Annotated in this window: 21 protein-coding genes and 1 pseudogene; 16 read left to right on the top strand and 6 right to left on the bottom strand. The window is 48.0% G+C overall.

The features are described 5' to 3' along the window. Positions 1-13: 13 nt before the first annotated feature. Both P0X86_RS10050 and P0X86_RS10055 read left to right on the top strand, forming a co-directional pair. A complete protein-coding gene (locus P0X86_RS10050) occupies positions 14-2,749 on the top strand; it encodes an alpha-mannosidase (protein WP_277748404.1) in 2,736 nt (911 codons plus the stop codon). Between the two features lie 135 nt (positions 2,750-2,884). Beyond that, positions 2,885-4,801 (top strand): beta-N-acetylhexosaminidase, encoded by a 1,917-nt coding sequence (locus tag P0X86_RS10055; RefSeq protein ID WP_277748405.1) that lies wholly within the window; start codon positions 2,885-2,887, stop codon positions 4,799-4,801. Positions 4,802-4,869: 68 nt separating this feature from the next. Here P0X86_RS10055 and P0X86_RS10060 read toward each other — a convergent pair whose 3' ends face one another. Further along, on the bottom strand, positions 4,870-5,031 hold the full coding sequence (locus P0X86_RS10060; RefSeq protein ID WP_015734281.1) for a hypothetical protein: 162 nt from the start codon (positions 5,029-5,031) through the stop codon (positions 4,870-4,872). 88 nt (positions 5,032-5,119) lie between these two features. Here P0X86_RS10060 and P0X86_RS10065 point away from each other — a divergent pair, with 88 nt between their 5' ends. Further along, positions 5,120-5,503: a VOC family protein gene (locus P0X86_RS10065; RefSeq protein WP_277748406.1), complete on the top strand. Its 384-nt coding sequence runs from the start codon at positions 5,120-5,122 to the stop codon at positions 5,501-5,503. 59 nt (positions 5,504-5,562) lie between these two features. On the opposite strand, the gene P0X86_RS10070 is transcribed toward P0X86_RS10065, so the two are convergent. Beyond that, positions 5,563-6,069 carry a L,D-transpeptidase gene (locus P0X86_RS10070; RefSeq protein WP_347177552.1) on the bottom strand — a complete coding sequence of 169 codons (507 nt, stop codon included), beginning with the start codon at positions 6,067-6,069 and terminating at the stop codon, positions 5,563-5,565. Positions 6,070-6,373: 304 nt separating this feature from the next. Here P0X86_RS10070 and P0X86_RS10075 point away from each other — a divergent pair, with 304 nt between their 5' ends. From P0X86_RS10075 to P0X86_RS10120, 10 genes are all read left to right on the top strand, one after another. Further along, positions 6,374-7,000 carry a TetR/AcrR family transcriptional regulator gene (locus P0X86_RS10075; RefSeq protein ID WP_277748407.1) on the top strand — a complete coding sequence of 209 codons (627 nt, stop codon included), beginning with the start codon at positions 6,374-6,376 and terminating at the stop codon, positions 6,998-7,000. Between the two features lie 22 nt (positions 7,001-7,022). Beyond that, a complete protein-coding gene (locus P0X86_RS10080) occupies positions 7,023-7,562 on the top strand; it encodes a GNAT family N-acetyltransferase (RefSeq protein ID WP_277748408.1) in 540 nt (179 codons plus the stop codon). A gap of 64 nt (positions 7,563-7,626) precedes the next feature. Then, a complete protein-coding gene (locus tag P0X86_RS10085) occupies positions 7,627-8,412 on the top strand; it encodes an ABC transporter ATP-binding protein (protein WP_277748409.1) in 786 nt (261 codons plus the stop codon). Position 8,413: 1 nt separating this feature from the next. Next, the gene (locus tag P0X86_RS10090; RefSeq protein ID WP_277748410.1) at positions 8,414-10,045 is read left to right on the top strand and encodes a hypothetical protein; all 1,632 of its coding nucleotides are present in this window, start codon (positions 8,414-8,416) and stop codon (positions 10,043-10,045) included. A gap of 781 nt (positions 10,046-10,826) precedes the next feature. After that, positions 10,827-11,504: a hypothetical protein gene (locus P0X86_RS10095; protein ID WP_119849230.1), complete on the top strand. Its 678-nt coding sequence runs from the start codon at positions 10,827-10,829 to the stop codon at positions 11,502-11,504. Then, positions 11,446-11,988: an accessory gene regulator ArgB-like protein gene (locus tag P0X86_RS10100; protein WP_051425425.1), complete on the top strand. Its 543-nt coding sequence runs from the start codon at positions 11,446-11,448 to the stop codon at positions 11,986-11,988. The genes P0X86_RS10095 and P0X86_RS10100 overlap by 59 nt, the downstream gene beginning before the upstream one ends. Continuing rightward, entirely contained in the window at positions 11,972-12,112 is a 141-nt protein-coding gene (locus P0X86_RS10105) for a cyclic lactone autoinducer peptide (protein WP_009589655.1), read from the top strand. The genes P0X86_RS10100 and P0X86_RS10105 overlap by 17 nt, the downstream gene beginning before the upstream one ends. A 285-nt stretch (positions 12,113-12,397) precedes the next feature. Beyond that, the gene (locus P0X86_RS10110; RefSeq protein ID WP_277748411.1) at positions 12,398-12,604 is read left to right on the top strand and encodes a hypothetical protein; all 207 of its coding nucleotides are present in this window, start codon (positions 12,398-12,400) and stop codon (positions 12,602-12,604) included. Beyond that, positions 12,594-12,857: a helix-turn-helix domain-containing protein gene (locus P0X86_RS10115; RefSeq protein ID WP_015734291.1), complete on the top strand. Its 264-nt coding sequence runs from the start codon at positions 12,594-12,596 to the stop codon at positions 12,855-12,857. Before P0X86_RS10110 ends, P0X86_RS10115 begins: the two co-directional genes overlap by 11 nt. A gap of 19 nt (positions 12,858-12,876) precedes the next feature. Then, complete coding sequence (locus P0X86_RS10120; RefSeq protein WP_251493733.1) at positions 12,877-13,290, top strand: hypothetical protein; 414 nt, start codon at positions 12,877-12,879, stop codon at positions 13,288-13,290. A gap of 156 nt (positions 13,291-13,446) precedes the next feature. Here P0X86_RS10120 and P0X86_RS10125 read toward each other — a convergent pair whose 3' ends face one another. Then, on the bottom strand, positions 13,447-13,548 hold the full coding sequence (locus P0X86_RS10125) for a YjcZ family sporulation protein (protein WP_096773114.1): 102 nt from the start codon (positions 13,546-13,548) through the stop codon (positions 13,447-13,449). 535 nt (positions 13,549-14,083) lie between these two features. On the opposite strand from P0X86_RS10125, the gene P0X86_RS10130 reads away from it, so the two are divergent. Further along, positions 14,084-14,191, top strand: a complete 108-nt coding sequence (locus P0X86_RS10130) for a sporulation protein YjcZ (RefSeq protein ID WP_192569185.1) — start codon at positions 14,084-14,086, stop codon at positions 14,189-14,191. A gap of 62 nt (positions 14,192-14,253) precedes the next feature. Here P0X86_RS10130 and P0X86_RS10135 read toward each other — a convergent pair whose 3' ends face one another. Then, positions 14,254-14,556: an ATP-dependent DNA ligase gene (locus P0X86_RS10135; protein ID WP_347177553.1), complete on the bottom strand. Its 303-nt coding sequence runs from the start codon at positions 14,554-14,556 to the stop codon at positions 14,254-14,256. A 300-nt stretch (positions 14,557-14,856) separates the two neighbouring features. Here P0X86_RS10135 and P0X86_RS10140 point away from each other — a divergent pair, with 300 nt between their 5' ends. Together P0X86_RS10140 and P0X86_RS10145 are read left to right on the top strand one after the other, a co-directional pair. Beyond that, positions 14,857-15,153, top strand: a complete 297-nt coding sequence (locus P0X86_RS10140; RefSeq protein ID WP_041621959.1) for a hypothetical protein — start codon at positions 14,857-14,859, stop codon at positions 15,151-15,153. Between the two features lie 122 nt (positions 15,154-15,275). After that, a pseudogene (locus P0X86_RS10145) lies at positions 15,276-15,403 on the top strand (YolD-like family protein); the annotation flags it as partial. A gap of 348 nt (positions 15,404-15,751) precedes the next feature. Here P0X86_RS10145 and P0X86_RS10150 read toward each other — a convergent pair. Further along, on the bottom strand, positions 15,752-17,047 hold the full coding sequence (locus P0X86_RS10150; RefSeq protein WP_277748412.1) for a tyrosine-type recombinase/integrase: 1,296 nt from the start codon (positions 17,045-17,047) through the stop codon (positions 15,752-15,754). Further along, complete coding sequence (locus tag P0X86_RS10155; RefSeq protein WP_277748413.1) at positions 16,966-17,469, bottom strand: ImmA/IrrE family metallo-endopeptidase; 504 nt, start codon at positions 17,467-17,469, stop codon at positions 16,966-16,968. The genes P0X86_RS10150 and P0X86_RS10155 overlap by 82 nt, the downstream gene beginning before the upstream one ends. Positions 17,470-17,487: the final 18 nt, after the last annotated feature.

Consider the following 17,487-nt stretch of genomic DNA (forward strand, 5'->3'; position numbering starts at 1 on the left):
GGACTAAGTAGAGATGGACCAATCCAGAAAGGCACATATCATTTCTCATACTCACTGGGACCGCGAGTGGTATTTGCCGTACGAAAAGCACCATGTGCGGTTAATCGAGCTGATGGACAGCTTGCTTGAGACGATGGAAAAGGACTCGGAATACCGCAGCTTTTTCCTTGATGGCCAGACGATTATTATCGAAGATTATTTACAGGTAAGACCTGAGAAAAAAGAACAGCTGGAGAAGCTGATCACGGACGGCCGCATCATCATCGGTCCTTGGTACATCCTGCAGGATGCTTACCTGACGAGCAGCGAGGCCAACGTGAGAAATATGCAGATCGGGCACCAGGATGCGAAGCGGTACGGCACGGTTGCCAAAATCGGTTATTTCCCGGATACGTTTGGACTTACGGGCCAAATCCCGCAGCTGATGCTCCAGTCCGGCATCGATAACGCCTTCTTCGGGCGGGGCGTGAAGCCGACGGGCTTTAACAATACCGTCTCCGACAGCGGCTATGAATCTTCGTTCTCCGAGCTGATGTGGGAAGGTCCGGACGGCTCCAAGGTGCTGGGCATCCTGTTTGCCAACTGGTACAGCAACGGCAACGAAGTTCCCGTGGATGAAGCCGAGGCGAAGACGTTCTGGGACCGCAAGCTGGCGGATGCCGAGAAGTACGCTTCCACGCCTGAGCTGCTGTACATGAACGGTTGCGACCATCAGCCGATTCAGACTGATCTTCCGGAAGGCATTCGTACAGCGAAGAAGCTGTATCCGGATACGGAGTTTATCCACTCCAATTTCGACGATTACTTGAAAGCGGTCCGCGAGAAGCTGCCGCAGGATCTTTCCTCCGTCAAAGGAGAGCTCCGCAGCCAGCGCACCGATGGATGGGGAACGCTCGTGAACACCGCTTCTGCGCGCGTATACCTGAAGCAGATGAACCAGCGCGGCCAGACTCTGCTGGAAAAAGTGGCCGAGCCGCTGGCATCCTACGCCAGCCTGCTTGGCAAGGAGTATCCGCATCATCTGTTCACCTATGCGTGGAAGACGCTGATGCAGAATCATCCGCATGACAGCATCTGCGGCTGCAGCGTGGACGAAGTTCACCGCGAGATGGTCACCCGCTTCGAGAAAAGCGCCCACGTGGCGGAAAATATCGTGGACGACAGCGTGCGCGTCATCGCGGATGCGGTGGACACGACCGGATTCGAGCAATGGGGCACCGACCCGCTGCCGCTGGTCGTATTCAATACGACCGGATGGGAACGCAGCGGTACGGTCAGCATCGAGCTGGACGCGAAACGCCTCTATTTCCGGGAAGGCTATTCGCTTGAGGAAACCAGCCGCCGGATGAAGGAAGTCGACTTGTCCGGCCGCGTGCTGGTTAACGCTGAAGGTCAGACCGTGCCTTGCACCGTAGAGGACCTCGGACTTCAGTTCGGGTACGATCTGCCGGACGACCGTTTCCGCCAGCCGTACATGTGCCGCCGCGTGAGACTGACTTTCGAGGCAAGCGAAATTCCTGCCATGGGCTTGACTGCCTATGCTTGGGTGAAGAGCGAAGTGAAGCCTGCCGAGACGGGATCCCTGATCAGCCAGTCGAACGTGTTGGAAAACGACCTGATCAAGGTCGAAATCCAAGCGGACGGTTCCTTCTTCCTGACGGATAAAAAGAACGGACAAGTATACCGCGATCTTGGCGTTTATGAAAATACCGGAGACATCGGTAACGAATATATGTACAAACAGCCGGACGGCGAAATTCCATTGACAACCAAAGGATTGACCGCCGAAATTACGGTTCTGGAAGACACGCCTTACCGGGCATCCGTTGAAATCGTTCATAACTGGTCCATTCCGGCTATGGCGGACAGCAAGCTGGATGAAGAGCAGCATGAGCTTGTGTATTATCCGAACCGCAAAGCGCAAAGAGCAAGCGAGATGGTGCCGATGCGCATCCGTACCGTGGTCAGCTTGAACCGCAGCGGCAAAGGCGTGGAGATCGAAGCCACGTTGGATAATCAGGCGAAGGATCATCGGGTGCGTGCTTTGTTCCCGACCGATTTGGAGGCATCTTCCCATTACGTGGATTCCATGTTCGAAGTGGCGAAACGGGACAATGAACCGGCTGCCGAATGGGAGAACCCGAGCTACACGGCTCATCAACAGGCCTTCGTGGACGTTACGGCGGCTGCGGCAGGACTGACGGTGGCCAACCAGGGCTTAAACGAGTACGAAGTCCTGCGGGACGGTCGGAATACGATTGCCGTTACGCTGCTTCGCTCCGTAGGCGAGCTCGGCGATTGGGGTTACTTCCCGACGCCTGAAGCCCAGTGCATCGGCGTTCATACGGTACGTATGGAGGTCATTCCGCATCAAGGCAACGGCATCGCTTCCGGTGCTTATGCCGAGGCTTACCAGTTCCAGATTCCATGGACGGCTGCCCAGACCGGCGTTCATACCGGGCAGGTGGCTTCCACGTCTGCGCCGCTGGCATGGAGCCGCGAAGAGCTTGCATTCTCTTCCCTGAAAGTGAATCCGAACACAGGGGACTTGATGCTGCGCTGGTTCAATATGGCAGGCACAGATGCTGAGCTTGCGTTGACATCTTCCTTGCCGTCCCAGGGCGTGTATAAGAGCAATATTCTGGAGGAAGAGGGAGCGGTTCAAAGCTTTGACAATCACGGAAGCTTTACGCTGCCGGTGAAACCTTATGAGATCTTGACGCTGGGCGTTAAAGTTTCAGCCGAGTAAGTTTCGATCAAATATACGCCGGGCATGGTGATCCATCCCGGCTAGCAAAAGCCCGATTCCGAAATGACAGGGATCGGGCTTTGCTGTCTTGCAATGTGATAGGCATCATCTCAAAAACAGAATGGAGGTATGGAGATGAAGATTTATTTTGATAACCTGCCGGAGAAGCTGCTTGAAGGGGTTGGCGAGCTCTCGGACATATTGGATATCCGCATTACGGAGGGAGAGGGCCTAAAGATTCGGGTCATTCAGGCTCCAGGACCGATCCAGGCATCATTAAAGGATGGGCAGGGGACGATCCGATACCAGGAGAAGATTCATTTTTTTCGTGCCTTAGGGGTGTTTCTGGAGCAGGCGAGGGAGCGTGACCGGTTCGAGCTGACCGAGGAGCCCAGGTTTGACTTCAACGGCACGATGCTTGACGTTTCGCGCAATGGCGTGCTTAAGGTTCAGGTGATCAAGCAGTTTATCCGCTATATGGCTTTGATGGGGCTGAACGGGCTGATGATGTATACCGAGGATACGTACGAGATGAAAGAGCAGCCGTATTTCGGTTATATGCGCGGCCGGTACACGGCTTCGGAAATGAAGGAATGCGACGATTACGCGGACCTGTTCGGCATCGAGATGATCCCCTGCATCCAGACTTTGGGGCATCTGCAGCAAGCGCTGAAATGGGGCTATGCCGCGGATTTGAAGGATCATGCGGATATTTTGCTTGCAGGCGAGCCGAAGACGTATGCTTTCATCGAACAGATGATCGCCGCCGCATCCGGGATGTTCCGTTCCAAGCGGATTCACATCGGGATGGACGAGGCGTTTCAGGTCGGCCTTGGCAAGTATTTAAAATTGAACGGCGCTCAGGACCGGTTTCAGGTTATGAATGACCATGTCAGCCGGGTGCTTGCCATTACCGAGCGTCTCGGACTCCGGCCGATGATCTGGAGCGACATGTATTTTAATTTGCTGGCCAACGATTATCAAGGTTCGCTGTACAATCTGGATGCGGATTTTTCCGACGATAATATGAGCCGCATCCCCCAAGGCGTCCAATTCGTGTATTGGGATTACGGACGTAGGGATGAACAGGGGTATGAGCGGCTGTATGAGAAGCATATGAAGCTGGGCTCCAAGCCGATTTTTGCCGGCGGCATTCATATGTGGAACAGCATCAGCCCGAACAACGGCAAGACCTGGATGACCAGCCATCCTGCCCTGCGCGCCGCCAAAAGGAAAGGGATCCGCGAAGTCATCGCCACCGCCTGGGGGGATAACGGAAACGAAACCAATCACCTGGTCATCCTGGCGGGCCTCCAGCTGTTTGCCGAGCATGGGTACGGAGACGATATCAGCGACGAGCTTCTGGCAAGAAGGCTTGCGGCTTGCACGGGCATCGATTTGTTCGGATCGCTGAACGCGCTGAAATATATGGATGAGGTTCCCGGCGTGTCGGAGGGAAATCACTGGATGGCCAATCCTTCGAAGTATTTGTTGTGGCAGGATCCTTTGCTGGGGCTGCTGGACAAGCATGTGGAGGGGAAAGCGGATTCCGTGCTGCCTGGACATTACGCCGAGCTGGAGCAGAGATGGCGGGAATGCAAGGAACAGTACCCGGCACCGTTTAACCGCCTGTTTGATTTTTATGAAAAATTGGCCTCGGTCCTCGTTATCAAGAGCAACCTGGGCCTTACGTTGAAAAGGCTTTACGACACACGAAACAAAGACCGTCTTGCTGAGTTTGCTTCCGCAGCGGATTCCCCGTTAAACGACCTGAAGCGGCGCATCGAGGCATTGCGTTTATCGCACAGGGGACTGTGGATGAGCACGTATAAGCCATTTGGCTGGGAGGTGCTGGATCTCCGCTACGGCGGGCTGCTCGCGCGAATCTCCTCTACGCGGGACCGCCTTGCGGATTATGTGGAAGGCGTAGTCGACGAAATCGAGGAGTTGGAAGCCGACCGGATGCTTTTCGATCAGAATGGTCTAACCGACAGACCGCTGGAGGTTAATGTAACCTATCAGGCGGCCGTGACGGCGTCCTGCTTCATCTAATGAAAAAGCTGCTCTTCCAAGGTCACTGTAGACGCTTGGAGGGCAGCCTTTTTTCTAAGGGGCTTGGGTTATGGCTTCTCCCCTTGTGTTTGTTCTTTCTCGTAGGCAATCAGCGTAATCTCTTTGCCGGTCAGCTCGGCAATTTTGGTTTCGGCGTCTTCAATTGCCTTCAAAGTGCCTTCATTTCCGTTGAGCGCAGCGATTTTGTATTCATCCGAATGGATATCCATGGTGAACTCCCCCTTTGGCTGGTTAATTCATGTTATATAATGATAAGGTATCCTTTACAATACAGTTACATACCTGGGGGTGGGATTCATGATTCAATTTGAAGGACTGCACCATGTGAGCTTGGCGGTGCGCGACTTGGAGAAGGCGAAGTTTTTTTACTCGGACGTTCTCAAGTTTCGGGAGCTGCCGCGCCCGCCGTTTGATTCCAAAGGGGTCTGGTATGCCGTCGGGGGCCAGCAGCTCCATCTGCTGGAGCATCCCGTCAGCGATACGCTGCGGGAGCGGGGCATCGATACAACGGACGGACATTTCTCGGTATGGGTGAAGAGCTACCGGGAAACCAAGGAATGGCTGGACCGGATGAACGTCGAGTATGTAGCCAAACCCGACAGCGTTGCAGGCTTCGCCCAGATATTCGTGCTCGATCCGGACCGCAACATTATTGAATTCGGAGCCGAGTACGGCTCGTAAAACGTTAAATCTAAAAAGCCAAACACTTGTGCAGTGTTTGGCTTTTTCATGGTCGCGCCTTATTTTTGGATGAGGACGGGGGTGTTCATTTTTACCTTGTCGTAGAGCCATCGCACGTCCTTGTTGTGCATCCGGATACAACCCGCGGATACGTACTTTCCGATCGAATTCGCGTTGTTGTTGCCGTGGATGGCATAAGCGTAACTGGTTCGGCCGTTCACTTTCACATTAATGCCGAGCCAGCGGTCCCCAAGCGGGTTGCGGGGATCTCCTCCCTTGATGCCTTCCTTGTAGTACGGTCTGTTCTTCACTTTTTCGTGGATTTTGAACAGTCCTTCCGGCGTATAGGAGGGTTTTTTGCCGGTGGCCACGGGGAATGTTTTTATGACCTTGCCTTTTTCGTAATACGTCAGCTTGTTGGTGGATTTGTCAATGACGATAAACTGTGCGTACTTGGTGTACTTACTGTCCAGCTTCTGTCCTGCTGCCGCACCTTGGGTAACGGAGGGGAGAAAGAATGCGAGCAGTAAGGCGAAGACCAGTATGCGGCCGATGCCCTTAATGATGTCCGATCACCTCTTTTCGTTCTCCCCCATATATATGCGGGGATTCGCGAATGTTGACGGAAATGTGCAGCTGCCGGAAATAGAACAAGTTGTTTTCAAAGATCAAGCGACAGGGGCATAATGGGACATTCCATCTAAAAAACGATAGTGTCATGGCTGCGCTCAACTTGTCCTTTTATGGGACTTTGCTGTAAGGGGTCAGCGTAAATTACTGGATGGTATTTGAAAACGACATGAGTGTCGTTTATAATATGGCATGAAAAACGATACCAGTGTCAGTTTAAGGTCGAAGGTGGGGAGGATTATGTGTCCAAGGGTCAGCGACGAATACAAGCAGCAGAAAAAGCTTGAAATCTTGAGGGCAGCCAGGCGCGTCTTTATTAGGAAGGGTTATACCCGCACCGTGATGCAGGACATCATGGAGGAAGCCGGCATATCCCGCGGCGCCGTGTACGCGTATTTTGGCAATGTGGAGCATGTTTTTTTGGAGGTTCTGCGTTATGACGATCAGGAGGCGCTCCGTTTTTTTGAACCGGATTCGCCACATTCGATATGGAAGCAATTGTTGGACTGGATCAAGAAACAGCAGGAGGACATCTCGCTGATCCATCACTCGCTTGTACTCGCCAGGGCGGAATATTTCCTGTCTTCCTCTTATGATCATGCGAAGCAAGGAGATCCCTATATTACCGAGCGCTATCAGATTACGGTAGAGGCTCTGTGCGGGGTCATCCGGAAGGGGGAGGAGCAAGAGGAGTTTCGGCCGCGTCTGGAACCTGAAGCCATCGCACGGTACATGATCTCGTTTCTCAACGGACTCATGCTGGATACCTTCCAGCTTGGGGCTGGGGTGACTTGCGTGCCGGAGCAGCTGGAGTCTTTCCTCTACTCTCTCGGCGAAATGCTAAATCCGATAACCATTGAATCATGATGACAGAAAGGGGCTTATAGCAATGCTGTTTGATTCTGCTAGATTGTCTTGTCGAAAAATGACCATGGATGACGCGGAGCTGTATCATACCTGGCGCAATGACCTGGAAGTGATGCAATCCACCAGTCCCAGCTTGGATACTTACCAAATGGAGGAGACCAGGGACTTCGTTCAGCATGTGATCCTCGGCACTCCGTCCTCGAAGAGCTATCTGATCCAGGCGAAGGAATCAGGCCAACCGATCGGCATCATGTCGTTGGTCGGCATCGATTTCAAGAATCGCAATGCGGAGTGCATCATCGACATCGGCGATAAGAATTATTGGGGCAGGGGATACGGCTCGGAAGCGATGAAGCTGCTGCTGGATTATGCCTTTTTGGAGCTGAATCTGCACCGGGTAAGCCTGCGGGTGTTCTCCTTTAACCATAAAGCGATCAAGCTGTATGAAAAAATAGGCTTCGTCCACGAAGGCAGCTCCAGACAGAGCTTGTACCGGAACGGTGCCTGGCATGACATTGTGCACATGGGGCTTTTGCAGAGCGAGTATACCACCAACGGTTGATTTTCCCGCGCTTCCATAATAAGGTAGGTATGAGACGACAAAAGAGGGAATGGGAGAATCAATCATGTCCGAAAATGAAGTGTTATCGATTGAAGACCTGCGCATGAAATATGATAACCGTTATGTATTGAACGGGATCGATCTGAAGGTCAACCGCGGCGAGATGATAGGATATATCGGTCCGAACGGGGCGGGAAAGAGCACGACGGTTAAAATTATGCTTGGGCTGGTTGAAGGGTATACGGGAACGGTCCGCATATTCGGCCAGGATATTTCCGACGGGAATATCGATTATAAACGGAGAATCGGGTATGTGCCCGAGGTGGCGGAATTATACGATCAGTTAACGGCCGCGGTATATCTGACTTTTATTGGCGAATTGTACGGACTTACATACGATGCTGCGGATTATAAGGCCAAACATTTGATGGACTGCTTTGACTTGGAAAAGGCTTACCATGCTCGGATCGCCACGTTTTCAAAAGGAATGCGGCAAAAGGTGCTGCTGATCTCGAGTCTCCTGCATGATCCGGATCTCTTGTTCCTTGATGAGCCCTTAAGCGGGCTGGATGCAAACAGCGTGATGGTGGTCAAGGAGGTGCTGGCGCAGCTGTCGGCACAGGGCAAGACGATTTTTTATTCCTCGCATATTATGGACGTTGTCGAGAAAATCAGCAGCCGGATCGTTCTGCTCGCAGACAGCCGGGTGGTGGCGGACGGAACGTTCAAAGAGCTGCAGCAGCATTCCCATGAAGGGTCGCTGGAAGAGGTGTTCAATCAGCTGACGGGCTTCAATGACCATGCCAGCATCGCGGAGCGGTTCGTATCGATCGTTCGGGAGGGGAGCTGATATGGCGGGCCCGGAAGTTTCATTTCGAATGCTGAAGCTGCTGGATCGGTTTCAAGGGGTTATCTCGAGAATGGGCGTCGACTATGAAACACTGCGGCGGATCCTGCATGTCAAGCTGCTGATGGACTCGAGGCGGGCACCCGTCATATTATCTTCAAACAGCCGGAAGGCTGAAGAGCAGGACAAAAACCTGTTTGTCAGTTCCCTCTGGCTGTATGGCTTAATCGGGCTTGTCCTGACGCCGTTTGTGTTCTGGAGCGATCCGGAATATCTGATGCCGATGAGCATCCTGTCCGCCATCCTCATGTTCCTGATCATGACCTCCATGATTTCGGATTTCTCATCCGTGCTTTTGGATGTGCGCGACCGCAGCATTCTGATGACGAAACCGATCGACGGCCGCACGGTCGGCGTGGCAAGATCAATTCATGCCGGTATTTATTTGCTTCTGCTGACCGGAGCGCTTTCGGCTGCTTCACTTGCCGTGGGGCTGTTTAAGCATGGCGTGCTGTTCTTTCTCATCTGCATCCTTGAGCTTATTCTCATGAATATGCTCATACTGGTGGGCACCTCCATGATATATCTGGTGCTGCTGAAATATTGGGACGGAGAGAAACTGAAGGATCTGATCAATTATGTACAGATTGGGCTTTCCGCCACGCTGGCCATCGGCTATCAGTTCGTGATCCGTTCATTTGATTTGATTGATTTCAATTTGGTATTTACGCCGGCCTGGTGGCAGGTCCTGCTTCCGCCCGTATGGTTTGCGGCCCCATTTGAATGGATGTTCGGCGAGGGGAGCGGGTGGCTGATTGTCCTATCCTTACTGGCCGTGTTCGTTCCGGTTCTGCTCATGGTGGCGTACCTTCGTTATATTCCATCCTTCGAGCAGTATCTGGAAAAGCTGGCGCACAGCGAAGCGGGAAAAGGGCGGGAGCGCGGTCGGTTTGACAGGTTTTTGGCCAAAATCGTATGCCGGTCCCGCACGGAACAGGCATGTTTCCGGTTATCTGCCAGCATGTTGAAGAACGAGAGAGAATTCAAGCTGAAGGTGTATCCTACGCTCGGGTTGTCCGTTCTGCTGCCCTACTTGTTCTTTTTCTCCACGATCCGTAATTCCTCCCTGGCGGAAATCGGCAGGGGATCGTCGTACTATGTGCTGCACGTCATGCTTATCATGATTGTAACCGTCGTGATGATGTTGAAATTCTCCGGTAAACCCAAGGCCTTCTGGCTGTTTGGGGCGGCCCCGCTGCCAAGCATGAGTCCCTTATATCAAGGAGCTTTAAAGGCCTTTGCCATAAAAATGTTCCTGCCGTTGTTCACTGTGAATGCGGTCGTATTCCTGATCATATTCGGTATTCGGATCCTACCGGACGTTCTCATCATTCTTCTTACCGGCTTGGTGCTGATTCCTGTGTCGGCCAAGGCGATGCTTCGCCATCCGCCGTTCTCCCAAGCGTTTAATATGGCTCAGCAAAAAGACGGCTGGTGGGTGCTGGTGTTCATTATCGTTGTCGGCGGGTTATGCGGCTTGCACTATTTTAGTAGCACGGTTACCTACGGTATATCGGCCTATATCGTCGTGCTGCTGGCTGCCAATGGTTTGGCTTGGACCAGACTGTATAAGTGACTGCTTTACTCATACACAAAAACATTCCGGCTAACAAGGCGCATCCCTTTGAAAGGTTGGGGACGAGAACGGAATAAAAGGGGAGGGGCATCCGGCGGATGCCTCTTCTTGGAATGCAGATTAGTTGATCCTAACTTAATATCTAATTGTGTAAGGTTTATGTCAGAACAAAATAAATTCTGTCGTTCCTTAATGGTTGAACAGGAACGTAGGTTCGTATATAATAGAGTTATATCTAGTTATCTCCTTTTATAAACTCTACACTTCATAGATCCATGATGGATTCCCCCACATATGTATTTAATTACCTGTTGTTATGCCTACATGGCCTTATATAATCGACTTAGATGATGATGTCAGGATGTTACGCATCGTGCGACACGAGTTTATTCTGGCTTAGTCATGTTCATAAGGTCGTGGATTCTTGATCATTGATGCTCGTTTTTTGTTTTGCGGATTGAACGTTGCAGTGGTTTGCTTCGTCTTGGCGTTATAAGTTCCGGGCCGTTGTGCTTGGTAATTGTATACCAGCCGGAGCTATTGACGCTGTTCGATGTTATTGCATTTTTCATCAGAGCTTCCAGACATATAAGAAATGGCAGGCGCCATCGGAATTGACCTCAAGAACATGCATCATTCAGGGACGACTCGATAGAATCTGAAGGCTGAAGATATACGTTTCTTAGAGACGTTATAACCATTCAGCTCAGCCAGGATGAATCGGGAAGTGGCGTTGTACACATTAAACCATTTCTTTACGGTGTAGGGAGGAAATCTTTGAATGGAAGCTATTTGGTTTATGGTGTTTTCGACTTTTGAAACACTGGCGATTTATTCACTGATCATGACATTGCTTAGATTTAAAACAACGGAGTACATATGGCAAGCCCTGCTGGTTATGATCCTTGCCAATCTACAGAGTTACATCATGCGGAATGAACTCTCGCTCGATTTTCTTGCCCCGCTTATTACGGTAATGATCTTTGTGTTCTTGTTCTCGGCCATCATTAAAATTCCAGTCATTTGGTCGGCGATTTGCACCATTATAGGCTACATGTTCTACGCGTTGATTCAAACCGCCTATTTGACTACGGTGTTCGGATCGATCAATGCCATTCAGACCGATCCTGCCAAAGGTTACATCCTTCAAGTTCTGTCAGGAGCGACGGGACTGCTGATATCCTGGTTGATGTACAGGTTCGGTATCGGGTTTAAGTACGACCTGGAGAAGCTGCGCATTAAATTTGAACATATTCTGTTGATCGCTTTAATTATCGTAGTGCTGATATTAATTGCCATTCTGTTTTACCTCAACCGCCTGTGGCTGCATCTTCTCTTCTTTGGAATCACATTTGGAATCTTCTTGTATTATGCCATCAATACAGAGGAGCGGGAGTCTTATGATCATAGAAGGACTGTCAGAGCGGATAGCGGAGAGGATCAAACGTCAGGTTCCTGATCATCCGTCCTCCGTTCCTGTTTTGAAGCACGCGCTCGCCATTCTATTCAACGTGATGTTCATTGTCGTATTCACGCTGCTGATTTCGATCTTCTCGGGTAACGTGAGAGAGGCGGTCATAGCCTTGACGGGCTTCGCAATACTGAGGCAATTCTCGGGAGGGTATCACCTTAAGACGGGGGCCGGCTGTATTGCGTTCACGACAGCACTGTTTACCTTGGTGACTTTCGTTGATATGGGGATTGCAGCTGTGCTCGTTATGAATGCGCTTAGTCTGTTGCTGGTTATGCTGTTTGCTCCCAGCCGAATCGAGAGACAATCCCGGATACCGAGCAAGCATTACTCTAAGCTCCGCTTGATTAGCTGCTTCATCGTGATGTTCAATTTTGTCCTTCAGTCCCCAACATTGGCTGTCATATTTTTAATCCAGGCTATTAGTTTATTACGCTGGAAAGGAGGACAAGCTCATGTTATGGATCCATAAGATTCGTCATCGTTTTTTTTCGTTCATCGCATCTGCACTGACGTTGGTAGCCGTATTTGTCGTTAATACTGCAAGTCCCGTATTTGTGTATAGCGGAGAGACGCCGGAAGAACTTTTGAAATAAATCTTGATCCAATTGATACGGGGACTGGGGTACACCAAATTTGTGGTAAGTTCATGGTTGTTGAATGAGATATGGGTCGTAGTAGCCGGTGCCGGTTGGCGCCGGTTTTTATTATGACTTAGGAAGCTACAGCTGAGTCCTTAACGGTCGGTTCCATCGATGCTCCAATGATTGCGAGTTTGTTAGTAATGGATGCCAAGCCGATTAGGGTAAAATTAACATTGATAAAAGAACGAGTGTTCGCATATAATACAAACAAATGTTCTTATCAGAGGTGAGTGCATCATGTTTGAGAAATACCTGGAGCAAACCTTAGAAATCATATACGAAGACCGTAAGGGCAACATTACCCAGCGCAAAATACAGATACACAGCATTAAGGATCAGCGGATTCGGGCAACGTGCCTGGAGACGGGAAAGCCCCGGGTATTCAATGAAAACAACATCCTGTCCTGGAGGCCCCAGAAAGGAAGAGGTTCGCATGCTTCCTGATCTGGAACGAAAACTGCTCCGAATTTTGATCAACTATCCGGCCCATCGCAGCCGTGTCCCAACCTTACGGTTACTTAAGTACCTAACGGGACGTAAACCGAACGAAATTATGGAGGGCATAGCTTCATTGGAGGAACAAGGCTATATTATGTTTAAGAACAAGCGGGAATTGCAGAGCCTGATTGTGCTGAAAGAAGAGGCACAGCCCGTTCAAAGAGTGGAAAGAGCTGCGGATTACTGGACGACACATTGAGTCGGCAGGAGGTATAGAGATGCCTGTGCTTAGAGATTGCACGGATGAGGGGACACGAGCCGAATTTCATTTTATATCTCGTATCCCTGGAAAGTACGAAGGATGCCAAATCAACTTTAAATTTTATGATTCCAACCGATTCATCTATGATTTGAATTTCGGTTGGACGAATCTAACGATTCGTAATTATATTACAGTAACTACGGAATTTCCGTTGGACACACTGAATGGATTCAAATTAGATGGATTATATATGTCATTCGAAAAACATCTCTATCAATTAAGCTGGAGAAGAAGCCAATCAGAAGGTATTTATGAGTTGGGCTTTTTTGGGTCTGATCAAGACTTCACGCTTACGGCTGATATAGACTCTGTCAGAAAGTTTGGTTCTCAATTTAAGTTGGAATGGGATCAAGCACCGATATTCGATTGATTTTTTTGCGTCTTAGGTAAGGACAAAAGACGGGGACTTGGCCCTCTTTAGTTTCCCCCATCGTCCCCCGAGACTCGCTGAATGGTTTTTTTATGAAATGGGCTGTCCCGCAGCCATTTTCATGGCTTTTGGAACAGCTTCTGTTTTCATTAGTTTTTAGATCCAAAAACCTGCTGCCAAAATGATAACGAGAAGAATGTACAGAACCAAGACAAAAGCAGCACTACGGCCATAGCCATACCCGGCATCAGCGCTCATGGTTATTCCTCCTTTGTTTAGAGTCATATTATTAATATGTGGTCACTTATGTATAAGCTTGGGTGATTAACTAAGTGTTTAGCCTAATTTTCAAGCCTATCTCGATTGCTGCTTGGGTGAAGTTTTTAACGTGAGGGAGTTGTTGCAGCCCCTATGTATTTTTGGATGATGTACATATGAAAATGATTAGCAAAGTGGCATTTCTGTGAATATACATGAGAGTGTAGCCCGCCAACTACAACTCAGGTTTCCTTCTTTAAAAAAAGAAGCTGTCCCGCAGTCATTTTTATGGCTTTTGTGACAGCTTCCTCTTTTTGTACGGCGTCATATGCTCCATTTTCCGTCCCCATTGACGGGAAGGAGAAAAAACTCGGGTAACACACAACCCGTGATATCCATGTGATCAGCGCCGCATCGGTAAAAAGAACCTCGCTGGCTTAGGCTGGCGTTTTTTTTTGTTAATAAGAATATTGGCCCTAGCATTGCTTGAGTTTTTGAATACTTTGTATCGAGATCGTTGAAAGGAGGAGTCCTCATGGGTGAAGTTGGTTACGAAGGTGGATACGGCGGTAAAAACTCAGTCGGAGCAGTTCTTGTTCTCTTTATCTTGTTGGTCATCATTTTAGGTTCTTTCTGGGTTTAATACTCCCCCGGATGACAAAGACCCTACGTGATTTGAACAGTTGTATTTATGTGAGAGGATCCCTACCGGCTTAGGCTATCGGGGGTCCTTTTTCTTTGTCTTCTATCGGTGAAGTAGCCGTTATACTGCAGCACGTCGAAATTGACGAATGTAGACGGCAGAGTTCCGGCTAAAGCTGTAATTTTATCCGTCTTCTTCGCCTGGATTCGTGTCATAACCGCTTTAAAATCCGAGTTGCCAGTCGCGGGATCAACGCACGCGATTTCGCCGTCCAATACGATGTCATGCGGAAATATAGCGTTGGCTATCTCAGGATATTGGCGAGAACAGTCGTTGTTATGGCGCGCGTATGCGAGTCTGAGAATGGAGCGGGCGCTGTAGCAAGTAACATCGGTTCAATAAACATAGAAATACCTCTTAACCTGAATTATAGCGCTTGGCTATGTAATAAAGAGGCGAGAAGTAATGGTAGGATTAATGTCATGTCATCTATTCTATAAATAGCCCGGACAAATGCGACAATTGACAAAGATAAATCCGGAATAAAATATACATAATTATACCATTTAATGGTCCTTAAACACTATATACTCCAATAATATCCAAATGATACAATTGTTAAGGGTTATGTAAATTAACTTTTATAAATATTTGGAGGTGTTAGCGTGGTTAGAATGGGGAAAAAATTTGTAATATTCTCTTCTATCATTGCTGCTTTTATGACTGTAGCAGCGCCAGTATCTGCAAGTCCTATCTCACAGACAGAATCTGAGATAACGCCTCAATATTGTAACCCATGTAAAGTAAAAGCGGGTTATATGTATCCAAAAAGTCAGTATAGCAGAGACTATTTCACGCCATTACATTACATTACAGTTGATGGAGTGGAGTACTTTTTTTGGTACATAGATGATGATAAATCTACAGCAACACATTGGTATACTGTTTGGAAAGAAGAATAACGAAAAAACCTTGGGGTTTAAATAACCTCAAGGTTTTTTTGTATACATAATAAGGCTGGGATGTAACGAAATTGCGTAAATGTTTTAACATCACGTTTCGTCTAAGATCGGGGACACTATAAATGACAACGACACGTAAAAAGCTTGAAGGCAACGTCTTTGGGAATCCAGCCGGATGATGCTTCCTGAACATAAAGAAACTATCATCCGCCGGCAGCTGGAAGAGGGAAGGAAGATTAAACCGGTTCTTTTTATCTTTCTTTATATAAAGAAGGCGTTACCCTTGAACAAATTATTATAATAGTAGAAATGAGGTCAAATAAGACCAAAAAGCGGGCTTAAAAGTAGTGTCTAACTGACTCTGTCCCCCAATTCGTCCCCAAAAAGTGAAATTCAGATAGACAACCATTAGAAGAAAAGAAAAAAGCCCTTGCTGCGCAAGGGCTCCTTGTGATGATCTGTAGTGGGCTCGAACCACTGACCCCTACCCTGTCAAGGAAGCTTGCGTAACTGTATTGAATTGTATCAAACCCCGAGAAGCCCGTCATATAAAGGTTTTGCGTATAACACTTTGTTTTGAATAGTCTCTATTTCTGTCCTATTGTCTCATGTTGGACCCCAACGGGACCCCAATGGACCCCAGATTAGATTCTGTCTTCCGTGAAAATTTATCGAATTTACCAGCAGTTCTTTGTTTTACTTTTTTCGTTACATGCACGTAAATATCTGATGTAGTAGAAAGCCGCGCATGCCCAATTCGTCTTTGTATTGCGATTAATATTGAGTCGAAATTAGTTTCATCTTCATCTTCTAATAACAAAGTCCCCATGCTATGTCTTAAGCCGTGGAACTTAATATATCGTATATCATGGCGTTTACAAAAACGTTCCCACCAACGGGATGGATGTTTATAATAATAGGGCTGCCCCTTGCCATTGTGGAAAACAAACTGGCGTTCTTCTCCTAACCATTTTGTACCAAGATGTTTTTTCTCTAAGATCCATTCCCTATAGTATGTTTTCAATTCGTCTATATACCAATCTGGCATATCAATAGTCCTATATGATGCTGTTGACTTTGGGGCCTTCTCAACAGCTTTCCCATCTTTGGTTAACGGGATATTGTTATCAATTTCAATGTATCCATCTTCAAAATTAACAAACTGCCATTCAAGAGCTATCAGCTCTCCGCGCCGGCATCCGCCAATCATTGATCCGAGAATTAGCAACCTCCATTTTCTGCTTTCTTTATATAACGCATCAACAACTAACTGTGCTTCTTTTTCATCATAGAACTGAGGATTTTTGCGCTGTTCTAACATTTTTGTTTTAGCATCTTTCTCTTTTGGTTTAGATAGTCCGTCCATAGGATTTTCTTTTATAACGTTCCACTCATCCGCCCGAGCAAAGATGTTTTTAAGAACTCTAAAAATATAACCTATAGTGCTGACGTCGAGAGGATCATCACGTCCATCTAAGCGAGATCCGGGTTTTTCTAAATCATTGAGAAAAGTCACGATTTTCATTGCATTGATTTGGTCAATACGCATATGTCCGAATGCCGGAATGATTCTTGACTTAATGTGTACTTCGTAAATTTCTAATGTTGTCGGGGAAAGATTTTTAGGATTAGAAGCGTACTTCTCTCTCCATTCGTTTACAAAATCAGAAAATTTCATTTTGCTTGCGTCAATATATGCCCCGGCTTCAACTTCAATTTTGAATTTCAACCACTCTTCATTAAGGTATTGATCAAGCTTTTTTTTCGATTTTAAAATAGCAGGATCCTCAACGGTCACTGTTTTTCTTTTTCTTATTTTTTTTCCGTTCGGCCCTTTGCCAAGGCTGATAGTAAGCCGCCACGAGTTTTCCCCTCTAGGTTCATAGTCTGCCATTTTATCAGCGCCCCCCCTATATAATCTTTCATTTCGTAAGGTATGCCTTTTCTGGCAAGCAATGATGCAACTGTGTCATTCTCATCTAAAGTAACCCCATGAAGAAGTAGCTTTACTGCAAATTCATTGGCTTGCCTTTCTAATTTACCTGGTAGGAAAAATGAATGTTTGTCCACAAAAAATTGACCTACACCTTTGTGGATTACAGCGTGAGCTAGTTCGTGAGCGCACACGAATCTTTTCCATTCATCTGATAGATCTTTATGTATACAGATATAACGGCGCCTAAGTACTTTGTAGTAAAAACCTCTGGTGTCATCGCCTAAATCCTCAAAACTGATGTTAATATTTAACTCACGCGCTATGGTAAAAGGGCAGTTTGTTTTGTGCCTCTTCACTAGTTTGGTTGTAATATCTTTCATAGATGATAATACCTCCAG

Origin of the sequence: Paenibacillus sp. BR1-192, from assembly GCF_029542445.1 — a bacterium.
In the GTDB taxonomy this organism is placed as follows: Bacteria; Bacillota; Bacilli; order Paenibacillales; family Paenibacillaceae; genus Paenibacillus_AQ; species Paenibacillus_AQ lautus_A.